The following is a 21,015-nucleotide window of genomic DNA, read 5'->3' as shown; positions in this document are numbered from 1 at the left end:
CAGATAATCATTAAAAAGCAAGATGAGCGGATCTTGCTTTTTTTCATAAGGATATTGGAATTACCCTATTTAAAAACAATTTCCTTAAAGGACTTATACAAACCTGTTTTGTTATCATGATTGATAAGCTTTTAAAAAGTGATCCAAAACTCTCCTTGAAAACAGCCTATTTTAAAAGGGCTTATTTTCAATAAACCAATATGAATCCGTAGATAAACGCTATGTTAGAGTTTCTCTAAATGAGCTTGAGGATGAAATTTTAAATTTCTCTCCTTTTTTACTTATCAAAAATGTTCACATGATACACATTAATAATTTATTCAATGCATACCTTACCTTCTATGAAAAATATTCGTACACATCACAGTAAAAGGTAGGATCTTTAAATCAAAAAGACCACATAATTTACGATAAATATAAATTTATCGCATAACAGAAATTAAATCGCTACGCGTAGGATGCCTGAAAATATAGCGTTTTTTATAAACCTCAATAACTGGAAGTTTACGATATTTCTCAAAAAAATCATAACCTTCTTTAAGCATTTTCCAAAATGGATAATGAGGACTAGCACGATGATGCGCCATATTCGCATCGGTCATGCGAAAGGGAAAAGCATGCAAAGAAAACGCTCTCTGCCCACCTCTAAAAGCATCCCGTGCAAAAGCATAAATCTGTGCCATATTTTTATCATTCATCGAATAACAGCCAACAGAAGCACATCCGCCATGAACCATGAGATAACTCCCCGTACGACCATTCACTTGATCATACAGATTAGGAAAACCGATATTAAAAGAAAGATAATATTTCGAACGAGGATTCATTTGGTTTGAACGAACCATATAAAATCCTTCTGGTGCTTGATAATCACCTTCCTTATATTTAGGCCCAAGTTTACCTGACCATTTGCAAATTTTATAATGTGTTATAAGAACAAAGCGTCCTTCACGATTTTGTTTCCAGATTTCAGCAATATTTTCTTTTTTAAAAAATCGCATCATAATCGGCGCATATTGATCAATATTAAATTTAGCCATCTTACTGAGGATATTTTTAGGAAGTGGCTGTTCGCTTTTATGATGTCTTACAAATCTTCCCTGACATGCTGCTAATATTCCAGTTACCAATAAAAGAAATACCAAAAAGTATCGATTCAACATCATAAACACAATCAAAACTTAACATTTATATAAGAATTAAGCCAAAGAGCGACCAATTTGAAGATATTTGTCCCAACGTTCTTGTTTAATGGTTTCACCATCCTTACCAATCATAGATTTTAGAGCGGCTGCAATACTATCACCTGCTGCCTCAATGGCAACCTCTTTCTGCCGATGTGCTCCCCCTAAAGGTTCAGGAATAATACCATCAATAATTTTCAATCTATAAAGATCTTGAGCCGTAATCTGCATATTGGTTGCTGCATCTTTTGCACGGGTCGGATCACGCCATAAAATAGAAGCGGCACCTTCTGGTGAAATAACAGAATAGATTGAATGCTCTAACATATAAACTTTATTCGCTGCAGCGATCGCGATTGCTCCCCCAGAACCACCCTCCCCAATAATGACCGAAACAACAGGAATCCGCAAACGCAAAGTTGCCGCCGTTGATTGAGCGATTGCCTCTGCTTGTCCGCGTTCCTCAGCACTCACACCAGGATAAGCTCCTGCTGTATCAACAAAAGTCAGTAATGGTAAACCAAAACGGTCAGCAAGTTCCATAATACGCACAGCTTTACGATATCCTTCTGGGCGCGCAGATCCAAAATTATAGCGCAAACGAGTTTGTGTATCATAACCTTTTTCTTGACCAATATAAGCAATTGCTTCTCCTTTAAAACGTGCAAAACCAGCTTGAATTGCTTCATCTTCAGCAAATTTTCGATCACCTGCCAAAGGTGTAACATCACACAATAATTGCGCCGAATAATCCATAAAATGAGGTCGATCAGGATGGCGAGCCACCTGTGTCTTTTGCCATGGCGATAATTTCTTATAAAGATCCCGCAAAGCCGTTTGAGAGCGCATTTCAAGACATGCAATCTCATCACTCATATCAAGGCTACCCTTTTCTTGAGCAATCTTTTTCAGTTCAAGAATCTGTACATCAAGATCAGCAACGGGTTTTTCAAAATCAAGATAATTATACATCGATATCCAACTTATTTTGCATAAAATTTATAGTTATTAATTATTTATAATATCGTTAAGACTATTACCTTCTTTTTACCTGGCCTTATCTTGATCGGCAAGTGGATGATGTTCATTAACTAAATGATAAAGACCTGCTTCTAGCACATGTGTATAAATTTGCGTGGTCGAAATATCACAATGACCTAATAAATGCTGAACTACACGCAAATCAGCACCATTTTGCAAAAGGTGGCTAGCAAAAGCGTGGCGCAAGGTATGAGGAGAAAAGCAATCGCCTCTTATTCCCGCTCTTTTCGCAAGATCTTTTAATCCCCGTGCAATAAATTGGCGAGCAATGTACCCTGTCGATGAATGTGCAGGAAAAAGATAAGGGCTTGTAGCATCTTTTCCTTGATCCCGCAAAACTAACCACTCAGAAAGAACTTGGCGTGCTTTCGCAGATAAAAGAACCATTCGCTCTTTTCCACCTTTGCCGCGCACTAAAATATATTGCTCTTTCCCTCGCACTGTTTGAACAGGAAGACTTACCAATTCACTAATGCGTAACCCCGTAGCATAAAGCATTTCAATCAGAACCTGAAAACGCAATGCACGAAAATGATTCTTAGACCCATACTCTGCTTGACTTGTTTCTAATTGCACAAAATCAAGTAATTTTGTAACCACATCTTCACTCATAATTTTTGGCAAAGGACGCCCTTTACGAGGTGCATCAATATCACTGGAAGGATCATCTTCTCGCAATTTTTCAGCATAAAGAAATTGATAAAATTGACGCAATGTTGATAAACGACGTGCCTGCGAAGTTGCCGCAAAACCAGCTTTATGCATTAATGACAAAAGACTAATCAAATCTTCTTTTCGTGCTGAAAAAAGTGAAACAGAACACGAAGACAATTTATCTTGTGCCCATTGTAAATCATGCTGATACGCAGCCAATGTATGAGCAGAAGCTCCTCGCTCAGCACTCATCATTTCAAGAAAACGATCTATTATAATATTATTTTTCATAGATCAACCTTCGCAAAAAACGTAGCATGAATCCAAAAGAACATCGATATGCATTTTCATTATTATCAATTAATTCAAATCATTGGCATTATTATCATATCGAAAAAACAATGATCACGAGAAAAAACCATCAAAATCGAGTTAATCCAACATGAAACAATAAATTATTCCCAAAAACACTTATTTTTATCTCTTATCATGTCTTACAAAAATTAACAAAAATTGACTTTAAAGAAAATAAATGTCGAAATATAACGATGAAGAATAATCGGCCTCATCCTATCCTAGAGACACACATAAAAAGTGAATTCTTATCGTGTCTTAACCAACAAACACTAGTGTTTGTTGGTTTCATGGGTTCAGGGAAATCAGCTATTGGTAAACGTGTTGCAACCATGCTTGATCTGCCTTTTTATGATTCTGATCAGGAAATCGAAAAAGCCGCACAAATGACAATCTCTGATCTTTTTGAAATTCATGGTGAATCAGAATTTCGCCTTCTTGAACAAAGAGTCATCCTCAACATCCTCAAAAATGGTCCTCTTGTTCTTGCAACAGGCGGAGGAGCCTATATGAACGAAAATATTCGAAAAGCCATTCATCACAGGGGTATCTCCATATGGCTCAAAACAGACTTTAACCTACTCATCAAACGTGTTTCGCGACGCCTTACTCGACCTTTACTGCAAACAGACAATCCTCAAGAAACCATACGAATACTTATGGAACAACGCTACCCTATTTATGCAACAGCAAACTTAATGGTCAAAAACCATAAAGAATCCCGTAATATGGTAGCAAAAAAGGTCATAAAACGGGTACAAAACTACATCAATGATAGGAATAAAAAGCATGCAAGCCAAAATCATTACTGTCAAACTTGATAAATGCTGTTATGATATCATTATTGGTTCCGATCTTATTGCACAAGCCGCTTTACAGATTAAGAGTTTCTCTCATCAAAAAGATCTCCACCAAAAGCGCTTGGCTATTGTCACAGACACAAATGTTGCTGCCCTTCATTTAGAAACACTGCAAGCAGAATTGTTAGCAAATCAAATCCACACCATTCCAATCATCGTAGAAGCGGGAGAACAATCAAAATCATTCCCGGTTTTACAAACTATCATCGATAAAATCCTTGCTGCTCGTTTGGAAAGAAGTGACAGCATTATCGCTTTTGGTGGTGGTGTTATCGGTGATCTGGGAGGTTTCGCTGCAAGCATCATACGCCGAGGAATGCATTTCATACAGATACCGACAACGCTACTCGCACAAATTGATTCATCCATCGGAGGAAAAACTGGAATCAATAGCCAACATGGTAAAAATCTCATCGGTAGCTTTTATCAACCTCAATGTGTTATCGCTGATACATGTGTCCTTGATACATTGCCTTTACGCGAATTTCGTGCAGGCTACGCAGAAATGGTTAAATATGGCCTTATTAACCAGCCTCATTTTTTTGAATGGCTTGAAAAAAATCAAAAAGAAATTTTTTCCAGTGGCCCAACACGGGTAGAAGCCATTGCCCGCTCATGTCAATTTAAAGCTGACATTGTAGCGCGTGATGAATATGAATCCGATGAGCGTGCCTTGCTTAATCTCGGCCATACATTTGGACATATGCTTGAAACAGCTACCGATTATAATGCAAACCGTTTAATACATGGTGAAGCTATCGCTATTGGCATGATACTAGCCCATCAATTTTCTGCGCAACTCAATTTAATAAACCCTATGCTCGTACAACGTGTCGAAACGCATCTTAAAGAAGCTGGCTTGCCTACACAGTTACAAGATATCCCGGGTGAATTGCCAAATGCCGAAATGTTAATGACATTCATTGCTCAGGATAAAAAAGTCTCAAATAATCGCTTAACTCTTATCTTAACACGTGGACTCGGCCAGTCATTTATCGCAAAAGATGTTGCATCAGACGCTATTTTAACCTTTTTAAAACAAAAATTCATAAAAACGCGTTGATTCATACTTAATCTAAATTGATTCACCTTTATAATTTGATTAAAAGAATAAGATGCAGTTGTGTCTGCGTAGCTCAGTAGGATAGAGCACAGGATTCCTAAAAATTGGGCGCCTTGAGAAGAAATTCTCGAAGCGGATCTGCTCAAATTCGGGGAAAGCTTCACAGGAAACTATATGCCAATCCCGAGCCAAGCCTATCTAAAACAGATAGGAAGGTGTAGAGACTGAACGGGCAGCACCTAAAAAGCGTAAAGCTTCAAGGTGAAGAGACAGTCCAGACCACAAACAGCTTAAACCAATAGGCTGGCGGTGAAAATCGAAGTGGTATGAATCCTGGGGTCGCAGGTTCAAATCCTGCCGTAGACACCATTGCCCCAATGAGGATTATTACTTTAAATTATTAAAGGAAAATATCATGAAAAAAGTTTTACTCATTTTAGGATCTTTGGCCATTTTAGGTGTTTTACTTTTTAAACAAATTAGTGTCTCTGCGGGTTCTTTAATCATTGAAGTCCCAGAAGATCCAAATCCTACAAAAACAACCGTTATGTATCAATGCGATACTGAGACAGATAAAGAGAAAATTGCTGCAACCTACCTCAATGCTAGCATGATTTCTTTAGTTGATTTTACATGGAAAGGCCAACGTGTCATTGGCGCAAATGTTATTGCAGCCTCAGGAGTAAAATTTGCGGGAGCACAATATATTTGGTGGATAAAAAAGGACCAAGCTATACTTTACAATCTGATTGATGATCCAACAGAAGAAAATCCTATCCGCTGTGAAAAAATACAAGACATACAATAAATTGAGTCTAAATTAGGAGATTTGTAAATCTCAATCAGATTCTTTTTCTTTTAATACAGAGGACTTTTCTTCCCTATGACACAATAAAAAAGCTGGCGGCTTCTTTAACCAATTTTCTGGATGGTCTTGATGAGCTGCCGCTTGTGACAAAAGCATTGAAGTTACAGGTGTTGTTACAAACAAAAAGACTAACAATAACACTTCATGAAAAACCAGCTGATGATCTACAAATATTGAATAAAGAAGTGAGGCCATAAAGATACTGCCGGCTCCCCAGCTCGCAATTAATGAAGGCATGTGTAGCCGCTCATAAAAAGTTGAAAAACGTACCAGCCCTATCGTTCCAATGAGCGTAAGAGTAGACCCTAATAGCAAAAAAACAGCGATAAGTATTGAAACCCAAAGTGAAATATCATCTTTCATTCAATAATTTCCCCACGCATCAAAAATTTTGCCAAAGCAATACTTGAGATAGGACCCAACAACCCAATAATAAGGGCAGCTTCAAAATAAATAATTGTTCCTGAACGAAGATCAAAAAGGATAAATAAAAGAATCGTCGTCATATAAAGGGCATCTAAACCAACAATTCGGTCTTGTGCCCTTGGACCACGAACCAATCGAAAAACCGCTACAACAACTATTGCCAAACTTAAAAAAATCTGTGAAATGAAAAGAGCCCAATAAAGGATAATCATACTCATGAGAAAATCTCCAAAATTAATCCTTCATACCGTTGCTTAATGAGTTGCTGGTAATCATTTCCATCTTTTAAATTTAATACATGAATCAAAAGCTCATTCTTTTTGCTATTATACGAAATCCAAACAGTCCCTGGAGTTGCTGATAAGATGCATGCTAAAATAGCCAAAGCTGTATGATTTTTAATAAAAAGAGGCACAACAACAAAACCAGATTGTTGTTTTTTATGCCCATTTTTTAGAGTAAACCAAGCAACTGAAATGTTTCCAACAATAGAATCAATAAATACACGATAAATCAATTGAAAAACTGCACGCCAATTTTTAATCGTGATCTTTTCTGGTTCAAGAAGCTGCATCATCCAACCGCTAAATAACGCAACCATCATTCCTAAAAGTAATTGGCTTAAGCTAAAACCACTTAAAATCACCCACATAAAAACAATCGCACCACTTAAAAAAGGGTAAGGCAAAAAGCGACTCATGGCTTCTTCTCCATAGTTTTTAAGGTAGAACTCGTTAAAACGCTCTCAATATAATTTTTCGGATCACTTAAAGTTTTCACTGTTTCAGACATATAGTGGCTAATAGGACCAGCCATAATCGTCATCATCAAACACAGAGTGAGAAGAGCAGCAATAGGTGCAAATTCGATCACTTGTGCACGTGGCTCTCTGTACTCAAGAGGGGTCCAAAATATTCGAATACCCTTACGAGTCATTGCAATTAAAGCTGCAAAACCAGAAATAATAACAAAGAAAACAAAAAGCCAATTATGTATAACCGATAGGTTAGCGGAAGAATTCCCCTCATTCTGATTAAAAATTGCCATGAGCATCATAAATTTCGCAACAAAACCAGAAAAAGGTGGCAAGCCAACAATCAAAATCGTACATATCACAAAACAACATCCGAGAATTGCTAAAGTTGCCGGTAAATAAGTACCAACTTCATCATCCTCTTCTTCTTCATCATCCCCGTACACTTCCATGGTAACAGCCAAAACATTAGCAGCCATGTCTTGATTACATTCAACCAATTCTACTAGAAGAAATAAAGCGCCAAGCGCTAAAACTGAAGAAAAAATGTAAAAAAGCGCTCCTGCCATAAGCGCTGTATTCCCCATCCCAATACTTGTTAACAAAATTCCAGAAGATACAAGGACGCTGTAAGCTGCTAAACGCCCTAAAACTTGGCTTGCCAGTACCCCAATGATCCCAAAAATTAGCGTAGCAAGTCCACCATAAAATAAAATTATATGACCAAAATGAGCAAAATATCCACTTTCAGGGCTAAACCATAAAAGTGTTAGACGTAAAATAACATAAATACCCATCTTGCTTAAAATTGCAAAAGCAGCGCTAACAGGAGCAGCGGCTGTGCTATAAACTGGAGTTAACCAGAAATTCAGTGGCCACATACCCACTTTGAGCAAAAAAACGATGCCCAAAAATGCTGCGCCAACCTCAAATAAAACAATATCTTCAGAAGTGATGTGTCTTATTTTGACAGCTAAATCAGCCATATTAAGCGTACCAACCACCCCATAGATAAGTGCTGCCCCAATTAAGAAAAATAATGAAGCAACAAGATTTATCACCACATAATGCATCCCTGCACGCACTCGTGACTGACCTGAACCGTGGAAAGCAAGCCCATAAGAAGCCGTTAAGACAACTTCAAAAAACACAAATAAATTGAAGAGATCGCCTGTTAAAAAAGTGCCATTAACCCCCATGATAAAAAACTGCATCAATGACTGAAAATGAGGACCTGCTTTATACCAATGAGCGCGCGAAAAAACCAACACAGCAGTTGTCAATAAATTTGAAAGTACAAGCATCATAACGCTTAAGCGATCAAGAACTAAAACGATACCGAAAGGAGGAAGCCAATTCCCAAGCCGATACACATCTGCAGCTGGTGCAATTTCAAGAGTGCGAACGAACAATAAAACAGAAACGACAATCAATAAACCAGCAGAAACAAGACTGATGAGTGCTTTAAGTTTTGAACGGCGCTCATCATAAAAAAGAAGCACCGCTCCAATAGTTAACGGTAAAAGAATAGGCACAATAAGCAAATGATGCAACCAAACTTCCATCATTGCACCTCACGTCCATCAACATGATCAGAGCCCGTTAAACCGCGTGAAACCAGAAGAATAACCAGAAACAAAGCTGTCGTTGCAAAACCAATCACAATCGCTGTCAAAACCAAGGTTTGTGGCAAAGGATCTGCATAATTGGCTGGATTCACTATATCAGAAGAGTTAACAATGGGCGCCACATTACTACGTGGCCGTCCCATTGAAAACATAAAGAGATTCACACCGTAGGAGATCAACGACAAACCAAGAATTACCTGAAAAGTTCGTGGACGCAAAATAAGCCAAATCCCAGATCCAATAAAAACACCAATACCTAAAGAAAGAACAATTTCCATTAATTTTCCTTCTCTTTCGTGACAGATTTTTCCTTAACTCGATAAGTACGTATGGATTGGTGAGCAATCGCAATCAAAATAAGAACCGTTGCTCCCACAACTAATGCAAATACGCCTAAATCAAACAAAAAAGCAGAAGCCATAGGAACTGCGCCAATAGAAGGAAGATTTATATATTGAAAAAATGATGTTAAAAAAGGAAATTCAAAAAACCATGAACCTACTCCTGTCACCACTGACAACAGTAAACCAAAACCCATCCACCGCAAAGGCAAAACCCGTAAATGATTTTCTACCCAGCGAATATTGGCGGCAAGATATTGTAAAATGAATCCTATTGCCAAAGTCACACCACCAGCAAACCCACCTCCTGGAAGATCATGCCCACGCATAAATAAATAAATAGCAAAAGCAATAATGATAGGAAAAAGCCAACGCATAATCACAGAAGGAACAGCAAGGTAATCGGATAAAGTATCCCCCGCTTCACGATTAGGCTGTGTCGTATCAAAAACCATCTGAACACGTTGCTGAAAAGGGGCATCAACACTTTCAGGAGAAGGACGAAAACGTCGTAAAAGTGCAAATACAGTCAACGAAACAATACCTAAAACTACAATCTCCCCCATTGTATCAAAACCGCGAAAATCAACTAACAATACATTCACAACATTGCGACCACCAGCTTCAGAATAGGCGTGTGTGAGAAAAAAATCAGAAATTGTTTGCCCTTGCGGACGTGTCATTACTGCAAACGACAACCATGCCATGCTCGCACCCCCTAGAAGAGCTATAGCAAAATCACAACCACGACGCATATACACCGAAAAACCAGTGGGTGAAGGAGCAGCATTATACAAACGTTTCGGTAACCACCGTAAACCAAGAAGCAAAAGAACTGTTGTCACGACTTCAACAACCAATTGTGTTACAGCCAAATCAGGGGCAGAAAGCCATAAAAAGGTTGCACAAGTCATCAAACCAGCGCCTCCCAAAAGCATCAATGACGCAAAACGATGAAACTTTGCTTGCCAAGCAACTAAAAGTGCGCATACCCCACCAACTACCCAAATCGCCATAAAAGAAATCTCAAGCGGAAAAATTGGAAGTGAACCTGCTGAAATCCAGCCATCGCGCCACAATAAAAGGCTAACAAATACAAAACACACCAAAAGAACCCAATGTAATTGAGCTTGTAAGCGACGTGTTGACAAAACAGATTCCGCTGTACGTGCCCATTTCCAGGAAATGATTACGAGAATTTGCTCAAAAATACGTTGCCCTTTAAAATAACGAAAAAAAGGGGGGCCTTCATCACAAGATAAAAAATAACGAGACCCCAAAATATAGAGCAATATACCTCCAAACAGAGCTATAAAACTCATAATTAATGGCGTATTCAAACCATGCCAAACAGCTAAACTATAAGAAGGTGTCGCGGATCCTAAAACAGAAACAACCGCATTATCCAAAATAGGTCCAATTGTTAAATGGGGCAAAATACCAACTGCCAAACAAATAAAAACTAAGAATTCCATCGGAAAACGCATAAAATGTGGCGGTTCATGTGGTATCTTGGGTAAAGATGTGGATTTTGGCCCGAAAAAAACACCATGAATAAAACGAATAGAATAAGTGACGCTAAATAGACTAGCCAGTGTTGCTATATAAGGCGCAATCCAATCCAGCCATGATTCCATATGGGTTTCAACAGCTTCAGCAAAAAACATCTCTTTCGATAAAAAACCATTAAGCAAAGGAACACCAGCCATCGCTGCACTTGCAACCAAAGCAAGAGTTCCGGTAATAGGCATATAATGAAAAAGCCCCGTTAATTTACGCATATCACGCGTGCCTGTTTCATGATCAATAATGCCAGCGGCCATAAATAAAGAGGCTTTAAAAGTTGCATGATTAGCCATATGAAAAATTGCTGCAACACATGCCAATGGACTGCCAAGACTTAAAAGCGTTGTAATCAATCCAAGATGACTAATAGTTGAATAAGCGAGAAGACCTTTTAAATCATGCTGAAACATTGAAAAATAAGATCCAAGCAATAATGTTGTAAGCCCAGAAAAACCAACAAGAAAAAACCAAGATTCTGTTCCAGACAGCACTGGCCACAAACGGATAAGCAAAAATAAACCCGCTTTAACCATTGTTGCCGAATGGAGATAAGATGATACAGGAGTTGGAGCAGCCATTGCGTTGGGGAGCCAAAAATGAAAGGGAAATTGTGCACTTTTTGTTAATCCCCCCAATAAAACGCAAATAAGCACGAGATTATAAAGAGAGCTTGACCGGATCAAATCTCCAGACTGCAAGACCTTATCTAAATCAAAACTGCCAACAATATGGCCAATCAGTAAAACCCCAACAAGAAGTGCAAAACCACCAAAACCAGTGATGGTTAAAGCCATACGGGCTCCGTCACGCGCACTGGCATTATGATACCAATAACCGATTAACAAAAAGGAGAAAATGCTGGTTAACTCCCAGAAAATTACCAAAAAAACGAGATTTCCTGACAAAACTATTCCTGTCATTGATCCCATAAAAGCTAGAAAAAAGGAAAAAAATCTTGGAACGGGATCTGCTGGATTCATGTAGTAACGCGCATACACAACAACAAGTAGCCCGATTCCTGTAATTAAAAGGCAAAAAAGCCACGATAAGCCATCCATACGTAGGGTCAAATCAACACCCCATTCTGGAAGCCACGAAATATCTAAACGAACCACACCATTTCCACGAATCGTCGGATAAAGCATAATTGTAAAAAGAAGACTGAAAAGCGCAATAGCTCCAGCAAACCATGCTTCATTATTTTTGGCAGTTGAACGAAAAAAACCAATAATAAAACTACCACCAAAGGGAAGCAAAACTAGCAATATCAACATCGCTTCCCGTGTTGTCATTATCCAAACTCCACTCTGTTCTTAATATGTTCTTATCGGAAAAATGAAAATGAAAAAACGCAAAACTTCCTTGTTGTTCTTTCAGTATATATTTACGATAATAAGGTTTAAATAAAGCTTAAAAATATTCCAAATTTTTAAAAGAAAATTGTATAGCTCTCAAGCTATTAGAGCTTTTTCACTTTCAACACTCTTCATTTTTTTAAGATACAAACATTTTCTTTCTAGAAGAAAAATTTCAACTGTTCTTTTTGGAATAAATTTGATTTGCAAGCAAATGCTCAACATTTACATGTATCAAGATAATAAATACTGTTTAATATATTTCCAATGATTACTTTAGTGATAACCATTTTGATATTATTGCGTGCTTTGTATTCTACCACTATCAAAATCCCCCAATTTTCTAAGAAAAAAGCCCCCTGTTTCTTAAACAAAAGATCGCTACTTCTCTTTTACTTTAAGACTCTTTCTTTTCTTTTACATCAAAAATAAAAAATACTTCTAGTCAAGATAACAATTAAAATAAAATATAAATTTACAATTGTCAGAGCAACCTAAATCTCAAAAAACTAAAAACGAAACAAAATAAGAAAACTTTCTTTATCGCTCAATAAAGATAGATTTTCATTTATGATACTTTTCCCCTTGAGATATTAGGTTTCTAAAGATACTAAACAACAATATTAACAATAAGATCCTTCGAAAGAGAATGGATAAACAATGATTAAGACTCCTTATTACCTCATAGATAAATCCAAACTAATAAAGAATATGGAAATTATCGCTCGCTTACGAGAAATGTCAGGAGTTAAAACCTTGCTCGCATTGAAGTGCTTTGCTACCTGGAGCCTTTTTGATCTTATGTCAGAATATATGGATGGAACAACGTCATCATCCCTTTATGAACTGCGTTTAGGAAAAGAAAAATTTGGCAAAGAAACCCACGCCTATTCCGTTGCTTGGGCAGACCATGAAATAGACGAAGCATGCAGTTATGCAGACAAAATCATTTTCAATTCAATTCAACAACTTTTACGTTTTTCTGATGAAACACAAATGATTCCAAAGGGTTTAAGACTCAATCCAGGGATCAGTGCATCAAATTTTGATCTTGCAAATCCTTCTCGCCCTTTTAGCCGTTTAGGAGAAAGTGATCAAAATGCTATTGAAGAGGTTCTGCCGCTTATTAATGGCTTAATGATCCACAATAATTGCGAGAATGCTGATTTTAATCTTTTCGAGCAAATGCTTAACTTTATGGAAGAAAAATTTAAAAAACTTTTTTTCGCGGTTGATTGGATTAGTCTTGGCGGTGGAATTCACTTTACAGCTGAAAATTATCCTCTAAAAACCTTTGCAGAACTTCTAAAACGTTTTTCTCAAACATACGGTGTGACCGTCTTTCTAGAACCGGGAGAAGCCGCTATCACAAAAAGCACGACTTTAGAAGTGAGCGTTCTTGATACCGTGTATAATGAAAAAAACCTCGCCATTGTTGATAGCTCCATTGAAGCCCATATGCTTGATCTTTTAATTTATCGCGAAAATGCCAAATTAGAACCAAATCAAGGGCCATATGAAGTGATGATTTGCGGAAAATCTTGTCTTGCTGGCGATATTTTTGGAACATTTTATTTTCCCCATCCCCTTAAAATAGGTGATAGACTGTCTTTTCAAGATGCTGCAGGCTATACAATGGTTAAGAAAAATTGGTTTAATGGCATTGCAATGCCTGCCATTGTCATTAAAGAATGTGATGGAACCTTAACATTGCAACGCCAATTCAATTATAACAACTATCAAGAGAGTCTATCGTAAAAAATCACATATAAAAAATTGTCACGCAGCAATATTAGAAGGAGATAAATTCCCCATGAAGAAAAATGTTCTCATTATTGGTGCTGGAGGTGTCGCACAAGTTGTCGCGCATAAATGTGCTCAAAATAATAATATTCTCGGTGAAATTCACATTGCTTCACGAACACCCAAAAAATGTGACGCAATCATTGCTTCTATTAAAGATAAAAAAGCAATGAAAGTAGAGAATATTATCAAAGGTTATGCACTGAATGCGATGGATAGAGAAGAAACTATAAAACTCATCCAAAAAACCAAATGTGAAATCGTTATTAATGTTGGTGCTCCTTTTCTTAATATGTCTATTCTTTCAGCGTGTATTAAAACTAAATGCGCGTATATTGATACTGCAATCCATGAAGACCCTCTAAAAATTTGTGAAACACCACCTTGGTATGGCAATTACGAATGGCCACAACGTGAAAAATGCGAAAAGGCTGGTATAACTGCTATTCTAGGAGCAGGCTTTGACCCTGGTGTTGTGAATGCTTATGCGGCCTTAGCTCGTGATAATTATTTCGATACTATTACTGACATTGATATTGTTGATATTAACGCTGGAAATCACAAACGTTGGTTTTCTACAAATTTTGATCCAGAAACAAATTTCCGAGAATTTACAGGACGCGTATGGTCGTGGCAAAATAAACAATGGGTTGCTAATCAAATGTTTGAAATCAGCAACGAATGGGATCTTCCGGTTGTTGGCAAACAAAAAGCCTATATGACAGGGCATGATGAAATTCATTCATTATCTAAAAATCTCGATGTTCAAAATATCCGCTTCTGGATGGGATTTAGTGAACATTATATCACTGTTTTTACTGTTTTAAAAAATCTTGGGCTCTTATCTGAACAACCCATTAAAACAGCAGAGGGCCAAGAAGTTGTTCCTTTAAAAATTGTCAAAGCTGTTTTACCAGATCCAGCTTCTTTAGCACCAGATTACACAGGAAAAACCTGTATTGGTGATTTTGTTAAAGGCAAAAAAGATGGAAATTCAAGAGAAATTTTCATTTATAATGTCGCAGACCACAAAGATTCTTTTAATGAAACTGGTGCACAGGCAATTTCTTATACAGCTGGCGTTCCAGCAGCAGCAGCAGCGCTCCTTATTGCCACCGGCGAATGGGATGTGAAAACGATGGTCAATGTGGAAGAATTGCCACCACAGCCTTTTCTTAAAAATCTCGACAAAATGGGTCTATCAACTCATATAAGAGAAGGACAAGAGGATAAAAAATTACAATTTTAACTTCTTAATCTACGGATAAAAGATAATTTTAAAAAACCGCACTTTTAAATTAAAAGGCGGTTTTTAGATGTGAAAACCAATTTTCTTACAAAAACTATTTTATAGACCCTCTCTTATAGAGAAATCACAAAATTTTTAAATATGAAGTGGCTTAGAAAATGTTGCTAAGGCTGCTTCCCGCACTACTTCTGATAAAGTAGGATGCGCATGGCAACAACGGCTCAAATCTTCTGATGAACCACCAAACTCCATTAGAACTGCAATTTCATGGATCATTTCACCAGCACCAAATCCGATAATATGCCCACCCAAAACCCGATCTGTATTTTTATCAGCAAGGATTTTAACAAACCCATCATCTTTTTGCATCGCACGCGCACGTCCATTAGCCATGAAGGGAAATTTCCCTACATTATAAGCAATGCCAGCAGCTTTCAGCTCTTCTTCTGTCTTACCCACACTGGCGATCTCTGGCTGCGTATAAACAACACTGGGAATGACATAAAAATCAACATGCCCCTTTTGGCCTGCCAAAATCTCAGCCACAGCAACACCTTCTTCCTCAGCTTTATGAGCGAGCATTGGTCCTTTAACAACATCACCAATTGCATAAATTCCCGGAATATTGGTTTGCCAATGCTCATTTATTGCAATAAAGCCGCGTTCATCTAATTGAATACCTGCTTCTGCTAAACCAAGACCGTCGACATAAGGACGACGCCCCGTTGCAATTAAAACAACATCAGTCTCTAAAGTTTCACTTGCACCACCTTTAACAGCCTCAAAAGAAACTTTAGCTTTCAAACCAGATTTTGCAACAGCTGTAACTTTTGTACCAAGCTTGTATTCAATCCCTTGCTTTTCCATTATTTTCTGGAAATGGCGTGAAACTTCACCATCAATTGATCCTAAAACTTTATCCAGGAATTCAATAACAGTTACTTTAGCCCCTAAACGGCTCCACACAGAACCAAGCTCTGAACCAATAACACCAGCACCAATAACCACCATGCGCGTTGGAACTTTTTCAAGTGCAAGTGCCCCTGTGGAAGAAACAATAACCTTTTCATCAATTTCAACATTCACCCCTGGAATGCCTGAAATATCTGAACCTGTAGCAATAACAATATTCTTTGTTACAATCGTTTGCTGATTACCATCCTTGGCAAAGATTGCAACTTGACCTGCACCTAAAATTTTTGCTGTGCCAAAAAAAGTATCGATTTTATTTTTTTTCATCAAAAAAGAAATACCGCTCGTATTGGCTGCAACAATAGATTTCTTATGCTCCATCATCTTTTCAAGATTAAGCTGAGGTTTTGAAACAGAAACACCAAGCGTATCAAAACCATGCTGTGCTTCAGCAAATACTTCCGAAGCGTGTAACAAAGCCTTAGAGGGGATACAGCCAACATTGAGACATGTACCACCCAATGTCTCACGTTTTTCAATAATCGCAGTTTTAAGACCTAATTGTGCTGCTTTGATTGCTGCAACATAACCACCCGGACCAGCTCCGATTATAACAACATCATAAGACATCGATTTTTCCTTTCATCCCCAAAAACTGTATTTTATAAATCAAGGACAAGACGTTCTGGATCTTCTAGACTTTCCTTAACACGTACAAGGAATGTTACAGCTTCTTGCCCATCTACAATACGGTGATCATAAGAAAGTGCTAAATACATCATTGGACGGATGACAATCTGACCTCCAACAACCACCGCACGTTCTTTAATCGCATGCATTCCCAAAATACCAGATTGTGGTGCATTCAAAATAGGTGTCGACATGAGCGACCCATAAACCCCACCATTCGTAATGGTGAATGTCCCACCCTGCATATCCGTAACAGCTAATTTGCCATCACGAGCAAGACGCCCTAAACGAACAATTTCTTTTTCAATTTCTGCAATTGACTTTTGATCTGCATCACGAATTACTGGAACAACAAGGCCCTTGTCTGTTCCAACCGCTATTCCAGCATTAACGTAATTTTTATAAACAATATCTGTTCCATCAATTTCAGCATTAACAGCAGGAAGTTCTTTTAATGCATGACAAACAGCTTTAGTAAAAAAGCCCATAAAACCAAGCTTAGCACCATGTTTTTTCTCAAAAACATCTTTATAACGCTTACGCAAATCCATAACAGCAGACATATCAACCTCATTAAATGTGGTTAACATTGCTGCTACATTCTGTGCATCTTTAAGACGACGTGCTATCGTTTGACGCAACTTAGTCATACGAACTCGCTCTTCACGCACGCTATTAGCAGACATTACTGAAGAAGATGATGCAACAGAAGCCGGTGCTGCTACTTTTTGTGTCAATGCCTTAAGCACATCTTCTTTGAGAATTTGTCCACGCTTTCCAGAACCTGAAATATCGATGTTTTCTATATTATTTTCAGCCATCAATTTTGCTGCCGAAGGAGCAGGAGGCATTGAATGACCTGAAAATTGTGGAGCTGGTGCAGATGTTACCACCGAACTAGGCGCAACAACAGGTGAAGATGATGAAATGGTGCCAACAGCTCCAGCTTCAACCATTCCTAATAGAGCTCCTACTCCTACTGTATCACCTTCCTTTGCGATAATCTCAGATAATTTCCCTGCAACAGGTGAAGGAACTTCAACTGTTACTTTATCAGTTTCTAATTCAACTAAAGGCTCATCCATAGCCACGGTTTCACCAGACTGCTTAAACCACTTTCCAATAGTTGCCTCAGTAACTGATTCACCCAAAGTAGGAACACGAATTTCAGTAGCCATAATATTCTTCCATACGTCAGAGTAATAATAAAATTAAGAACCTAACGCGTCTTCAAGAAACGCGACAAGTTGTTCGAGATGTTTTGACACGAATCCAGTAGCCGGTGATGCACTTGCAGGACGCCCTGCGTAACGTGCACGGGAATATTTTGCCTTAATATGAATCAAAACCCATTCAAGATAAGGTTCAATAAACGACCATGCTCCCATATTCTTGGGCTCTTCCTGGCACCAAACAATTTCCGCTTTTACAAAACGCGAAAGCACCTCAACTAAAGCTTTCGCTGGAAAAGGATAAAGTTGCTCAATACGAAGCAAATAAACATCATCAATTCCTCTTTTTTCACGCTCTTCATAAAGATCGTAATATACTTTCCCTGTACAAAGAACAACACGGCGGATTTTATTATCTTTTTGTAATTTAATTACAGAGTCTCTTAAACATTCTGCATCATCAAGCAATAAACGGTGAAAATTTGTCTGTAGCCCCATATCACTTAAAGAAGAAACAGCTCTTCTATGACGTAAAAGTGATTTTGGTGTCATCAAAATCAAAGGCTTACGGAAATCACGTTTAATCTGTCGACGCAAAATGTGAAAATAATTCGCAGGCGTTGTACAATAAGCAACCTGCATATTATCTTCTGCACACAATTGCAGATAACGTTCCAAACGTGCTGAAGAATGTTCTGGTCCTTGCCCTTCAAAACCATGAGGTAACAAACACACAAGACCCGACATGCGAAGCCATTTATGCTCTGCAGATGAAATAAATTGGTCAAAAATAACCTGCGCACCATTGGCAAAATCACCAAATTGTGCTTCCCAAAGCGTTAAACCAAAGGGAGCAGCAAGTGAATATCCATATTCAAAACCAAGGACGGCTTCTTCAGAAAGCATAGAATTCACAACTTCGTAAATAGCCTGATCTTTTTGCAAATTATTCAAAGGAATATAACGCGCTTCATTTTCTTGATCATAAAGAACTGAATGACGTTGCGAAAAAGTTCCACGTTCAACATCTTCACCGGAAAGGCGAACAGGAATTCCCTCACAACAAAGTGAACCAAAAGCTAAAGCTTCAGCTGTCGCCCAATCAATCCCTTCACCGGTTTCAAACATTTTAGCACGATTGCTCAAAAAACGCTGGATAGTCTTATGAACATGAAAATCTGATGGAATTTCAACCAGTTTTCGCCCAATTTCAACGAGCGCTTTCAGTTCAATACCTGTTATCCCACGACGTTGCTCATCAGCATGATTAGCAGTTTTAAGACCTGTCCACACCCCATCGAGCCAGTCAGCCTTATTGGGCTTATAAGAGGTACTTGCTTCAAACTCAACCTCAAGCTTGTCACGCCATACCTTCTTTTTATGCTCAACCTCTTCTGAGTTAATCAATTGCTCTGCAATTAACCGATCGCTATAAATCTGAACAGTTGTTTGATGATTACGAATAGCTTTATACATGATCGGTTGTGTAAATGAAGGTTCATCACCTTCATTATGTCCATAACGACGATAACAAACCATATCAATGATGACAGGTTTGTAGAAAATTTGACGGAACTCTGTTGCCACTTTTGCTATAAAAACAACAGCCTCAGGATCATCCCCATTGACATGAAAAATAGGTGCATCAATCATCTTTGCCACATCCGATGGATAAGGCGAAGAGCGTGAGAAATGTGGATCAGTTGTAAATCCAATCTGATTATTAATAATCACATGTATGGAGCCAGCAACGTGATATCCCTTCAAACCTGAAAAACCAAAGGTTTCTTGCAAAACTCCTTGCCCCGCAAAAGCTGCATCACCATGAATTAATACTGGCATAACTTTTGAACGTTCAGCCAATGGAATGACATCCGTACGTGTGGGACCAACAAGCTGATCTTGCTTAGCACGGGCTTTCCCAATAACAACCGGATCAACAATTTCTAAGTGAGATGGATTAGGTAAAAGCGATAAATGAATCTTTTTGTTGTCAAATTCGCGATTCGTTGAAGCTCCTAAATGATATTTAACATCACCCGATCCTGCTACATCGTCAGGTTTATAAGATCCCCCTTTAAATTCATAAAAAATAGCCCGGTGCGATTTTGCAAGAATTTGTGAAAGAACATTTAAACGACCGCGGTGCGCCATTCCAAAAATAACTTCCTGCACACCCAAATCACCACCAGTTTTGATAACTTGCTCAAGAGCAGGAATAAGCGCCTCACCACCATCAAGACCAAAGCGTTTTGTTCCTTTATATTTTGTATCTAGAAACTGTTCAAAACCTTCTGCTTCAATAAGTTTGTCAAGAATAGTTTTCTTATCTTCTTGTGTGAAAGCACTCTGCTTATTTGATCCCTCTATACGCTCTTGAATCCACGCTTTTTGAGCAGGATCAGCAATATGCATATATTCCACACCAATGGTCGAACAATAAGTAGACTTGAGAATCTCAAGCATTTGCGGAATCGTTGCGTATTCTAATCCCAAAACATTATCAATAAAAATCGGACGTTTATAATCGGCAGTACTAAAACCATAAGCCTCTGGAGATAACTCCTTACATTCTTTAGGCTTTTCAATGAGTCGAAGGGGATCAAGCTGCGCAAGAAGATGACCACGAGTCCGAAAAGCGTAGATCATCATTAAAGCGTTAAAAGAATCACGTATGGCACAAGCCATATCCTGTTGACTAGGCGTTTCTCCCTTTTGTGCAGCACCAACCGCTGCTTTTTCCTTTAATTTATCACCAAGGTGCTTTTCAAGCGCAGACCAATTACCATCTAAAGCAGAAACCAATTCTCCACTTTCTTTCAGTGGCCAATGATTACGTTGCCAGGATGCACCTTCTGCATTTTTAAGAACATCTTCTTTATTATCCTGCAAATTTTCGAAAAAAGCACGCCATTGTAGATCAACACTGTCGGGATTTTTCTCATATTCGGCATAAAGCTGATCTATATAACTCGCATTTCCACCATATAAAAACGACGTTTGCGCAAAAAGATCATTTATCTTATGTTGCTTTGCCATATATCTTTCCGGAACGTCTGCTCCGTCTCCTTACATATACCCGTAACCGTAGCACT

At 38.2% G+C, this 21,015-nt stretch carries 17 protein-coding genes; 5 read left to right on the top strand and 12 right to left on the bottom strand.

Translation table 11 applies throughout. The annotated features are described in order from the left end of the window. Window positions 1-422: 422 nt before the first annotated feature. The 3 genes from H710_RS01225 to H710_RS01215 form a co-directional block, all read right to left on the bottom strand. Window positions 423-1,166, bottom strand: coding sequence for a L,D-transpeptidase family protein (locus tag H710_RS01225; RefSeq protein ID WP_041849043.1), 744 nt, complete (start codon window positions 1,164-1,166; stop codon window positions 423-425). A 33-nt stretch (window positions 1,167-1,199) separates the two neighbouring features. Beyond that, the gene (locus H710_RS01220; protein WP_041849042.1) at window positions 1,200-2,156 is read right to left on the bottom strand and encodes an acetyl-CoA carboxylase carboxyltransferase subunit alpha; all 957 of its coding nucleotides are present in this window, start codon (window positions 2,154-2,156) and stop codon (window positions 1,200-1,202) included. Between the two features lie 75 nt (window positions 2,157-2,231). Further along, the gene (locus tag H710_RS01215) at window positions 2,232-3,170 is read right to left on the bottom strand and encodes a site-specific tyrosine recombinase XerD (protein WP_041849041.1); all 939 of its coding nucleotides are present in this window, start codon (window positions 3,168-3,170) and stop codon (window positions 2,232-2,234) included. A gap of 257 nt (window positions 3,171-3,427) precedes the next feature. Between H710_RS01215 and H710_RS01210 the strand changes: the two genes are divergently transcribed. From H710_RS01210 to H710_RS01200, 3 genes are all read left to right on the top strand, one after another. After that, window positions 3,428-4,054 carry a shikimate kinase gene (locus H710_RS01210; RefSeq protein ID WP_041849040.1) on the top strand — a complete coding sequence of 209 codons (627 nt, stop codon included), beginning with the start codon at window positions 3,428-3,430 and terminating at the stop codon, window positions 4,052-4,054. Continuing rightward, the gene (gene aroB, locus H710_RS01205) at window positions 4,023-5,156 is read left to right on the top strand and encodes a 3-dehydroquinate synthase (protein ID WP_041849039.1); all 1,134 of its coding nucleotides are present in this window, start codon (window positions 4,023-4,025) and stop codon (window positions 5,154-5,156) included. The genes H710_RS01210 and aroB overlap by 32 nt, the downstream gene beginning before the upstream one ends. A gap of 415 nt (window positions 5,157-5,571) precedes the next feature. Next, window positions 5,572-5,964, top strand: a complete 393-nt coding sequence (locus H710_RS01200; RefSeq protein ID WP_041849038.1) for an MliC family protein — start codon at window positions 5,572-5,574, stop codon at window positions 5,962-5,964. Between the two features lie 30 nt (window positions 5,965-5,994). On the opposite strand, the gene mnhG is transcribed toward H710_RS01200, so the two are convergent. From mnhG to H710_RS01170, 6 genes are read right to left on the bottom strand one after another with little or no spacing between them, the layout of a single operon-like run. Then, the gene (mnhG, locus tag H710_RS01195; protein ID WP_041849037.1) at window positions 5,995-6,387 is read right to left on the bottom strand and encodes a monovalent cation/H(+) antiporter subunit G; all 393 of its coding nucleotides are present in this window, start codon (window positions 6,385-6,387) and stop codon (window positions 5,995-5,997) included. After that, on the bottom strand, window positions 6,384-6,668 hold the full coding sequence (locus H710_RS01190; protein ID WP_041849036.1) for a K+/H+ antiporter subunit F: 285 nt from the start codon (window positions 6,666-6,668) through the stop codon (window positions 6,384-6,386). Before H710_RS01190 ends, mnhG begins: the two co-directional genes overlap by 4 nt. Continuing rightward, the gene (locus tag H710_RS01185; RefSeq protein ID WP_041849035.1) at window positions 6,665-7,150 is read right to left on the bottom strand and encodes a Na+/H+ antiporter subunit E; all 486 of its coding nucleotides are present in this window, start codon (window positions 7,148-7,150) and stop codon (window positions 6,665-6,667) included. The genes H710_RS01190 and H710_RS01185 overlap by 4 nt, the downstream gene beginning before the upstream one ends. Continuing rightward, a complete protein-coding gene (locus H710_RS01180) occupies window positions 7,147-8,769 on the bottom strand; it encodes a monovalent cation/H+ antiporter subunit D (protein WP_041849034.1) in 1,623 nt (540 codons plus the stop codon). The genes H710_RS01185 and H710_RS01180 overlap by 4 nt, the downstream gene beginning before the upstream one ends. Next, window positions 8,769-9,110, bottom strand: coding sequence for a Na+/H+ antiporter subunit C (locus H710_RS01175; RefSeq protein WP_041849033.1), 342 nt, complete (start codon window positions 9,108-9,110; stop codon window positions 8,769-8,771). Before H710_RS01175 ends, H710_RS01180 begins: the two co-directional genes overlap by 1 nt. Then, window positions 9,110-12,031, bottom strand: a complete 2,922-nt coding sequence (locus H710_RS01170) for a monovalent cation/H+ antiporter subunit A (protein WP_041849032.1) — start codon at window positions 12,029-12,031, stop codon at window positions 9,110-9,112. Before H710_RS01170 ends, H710_RS01175 begins: the two co-directional genes overlap by 1 nt. Window positions 12,032-12,754: 723 nt before the next feature. Here H710_RS01170 and H710_RS01165 point away from each other — a divergent pair. Then, the gene (locus H710_RS01165) at window positions 12,755-13,852 is read left to right on the top strand and encodes a carboxynorspermidine decarboxylase (RefSeq protein WP_041849031.1); all 1,098 of its coding nucleotides are present in this window, start codon (window positions 12,755-12,757) and stop codon (window positions 13,850-13,852) included. Window positions 13,853-13,907: 55 nt separating this feature from the next. Next, window positions 13,908-15,146, top strand: coding sequence for a saccharopine dehydrogenase family protein (locus H710_RS01160; RefSeq protein WP_041849030.1), 1,239 nt, complete (start codon window positions 13,908-13,910; stop codon window positions 15,144-15,146). Window positions 15,147-15,281: 135 nt separating this feature from the next. Here the strand turns inward: H710_RS01160 and lpdA are convergent, their stop codons facing one another. The 3 genes from lpdA to H710_RS01145 are packed head-to-tail and all read right to left on the bottom strand — an operon-like array spanning window position 15,282 to window position 20,959. Continuing rightward, entirely contained in the window at window positions 15,282-16,688 is a 1,407-nt protein-coding gene (gene lpdA / locus H710_RS01155) for a dihydrolipoyl dehydrogenase (protein WP_041849029.1), read from the bottom strand. A 32-nt stretch (window positions 16,689-16,720) separates the two neighbouring features. After that, a complete protein-coding gene (gene odhB, locus H710_RS01150; RefSeq protein ID WP_041849028.1) occupies window positions 16,721-17,926 on the bottom strand; it encodes a 2-oxoglutarate dehydrogenase complex dihydrolipoyllysine-residue succinyltransferase in 1,206 nt (401 codons plus the stop codon). 33 nt (window positions 17,927-17,959) lie between these two features. Then, window positions 17,960-20,959: a 2-oxoglutarate dehydrogenase E1 component gene (locus tag H710_RS01145; protein WP_041849027.1), complete on the bottom strand. Its 3,000-nt coding sequence runs from the start codon at window positions 20,957-20,959 to the stop codon at window positions 17,960-17,962. Between the last annotated feature and the right edge of the window lie 56 nt (window positions 20,960-21,015).

The organism is Bartonella bacilliformis Ver097 (assembly GCF_000709795.1).
GTDB classification, from domain to species: domain Bacteria; phylum Pseudomonadota; class Alphaproteobacteria; order Rhizobiales; family Rhizobiaceae; genus Bartonella; species Bartonella bacilliformis_A.
This window is presented reverse-complemented; position numbering and strand designations above follow the sequence as displayed.

What these genes read in the sequence shown, in the direction of transcription:
- H710_RS01225 (WP_041849043.1), bottom strand. Translation starts at nt 1,166, where the DNA reads ATGATGTTGAATCGATACTTTTTGGTATTTCTTTTATTGGTAACTGGA.
- H710_RS01170 (WP_041849032.1), bottom strand. Translation starts at nt 12,031, where the DNA reads ATGACAACACGGGAAGCGATGTTGATATTGCTAGTTTTGCTTCCCTTT.
- H710_RS01145 (WP_041849027.1), bottom strand. Translation starts at nt 20,959, where the DNA reads ATGGCAAAGCAACATAAGATAAATGATCTTTTTGCGCAAACGTCGTTT.
- H710_RS01180 (WP_041849034.1), bottom strand. Translation starts at nt 8,769, where the DNA reads ATGGAAGTTTGGTTGCATCATTTGCTTATTGTGCCTATTCTTTTACCG.
- H710_RS01160 (WP_041849030.1), top strand. Translation starts at nt 13,908, where the DNA reads ATGAAGAAAAATGTTCTCATTATTGGTGCTGGAGGTGTCGCACAAGTT.
- lpdA (WP_041849029.1), bottom strand. Translation starts at nt 16,688, where the DNA reads ATGTCTTATGATGTTGTTATAATCGGAGCTGGTCCGGGTGGTTATGTT.
- H710_RS01185 (WP_041849035.1), bottom strand. Translation starts at nt 7,150, where the DNA reads ATGAGTCGCTTTTTGCCTTACCCTTTTTTAAGTGGTGCGATTGTTTTT.
- H710_RS01220 (WP_041849042.1), bottom strand. Translation starts at nt 2,156, where the DNA reads ATGTATAATTATCTTGATTTTGAAAAACCCGTTGCTGATCTTGATGTA.
- H710_RS01175 (WP_041849033.1), bottom strand. Translation starts at nt 9,110, where the DNA reads ATGGAAATTGTTCTTTCTTTAGGTATTGGTGTTTTTATTGGATCTGGG.
- odhB (WP_041849028.1), bottom strand. Translation starts at nt 17,926, where the DNA reads ATGGCTACTGAAATTCGTGTTCCTACTTTGGGTGAATCAGTTACTGAG.
- H710_RS01215 (WP_041849041.1), bottom strand. Translation starts at nt 3,170, where the DNA reads ATGAAAAATAATATTATAATAGATCGTTTTCTTGAAATGATGAGTGCT.
- H710_RS01190 (WP_041849036.1), bottom strand. Translation starts at nt 6,668, where the DNA reads ATGAGTATGATTATCCTTTATTGGGCTCTTTTCATTTCACAGATTTTT.
- aroB (WP_041849039.1), top strand. Translation starts at nt 4,023, where the DNA reads ATGCAAGCCAAAATCATTACTGTCAAACTTGATAAATGCTGTTATGAT.
- H710_RS01200 (WP_041849038.1), top strand. Translation starts at nt 5,572, where the DNA reads ATGAAAAAAGTTTTACTCATTTTAGGATCTTTGGCCATTTTAGGTGTT.
- H710_RS01210 (WP_041849040.1), top strand. Translation starts at nt 3,428, where the DNA reads ATGAAGAATAATCGGCCTCATCCTATCCTAGAGACACACATAAAAAGT.
- H710_RS01165 (WP_041849031.1), top strand. Translation starts at nt 12,755, where the DNA reads ATGATTAAGACTCCTTATTACCTCATAGATAAATCCAAACTAATAAAG.
- mnhG (WP_041849037.1), bottom strand. Translation starts at nt 6,387, where the DNA reads ATGAAAGATGATATTTCACTTTGGGTTTCAATACTTATCGCTGTTTTT.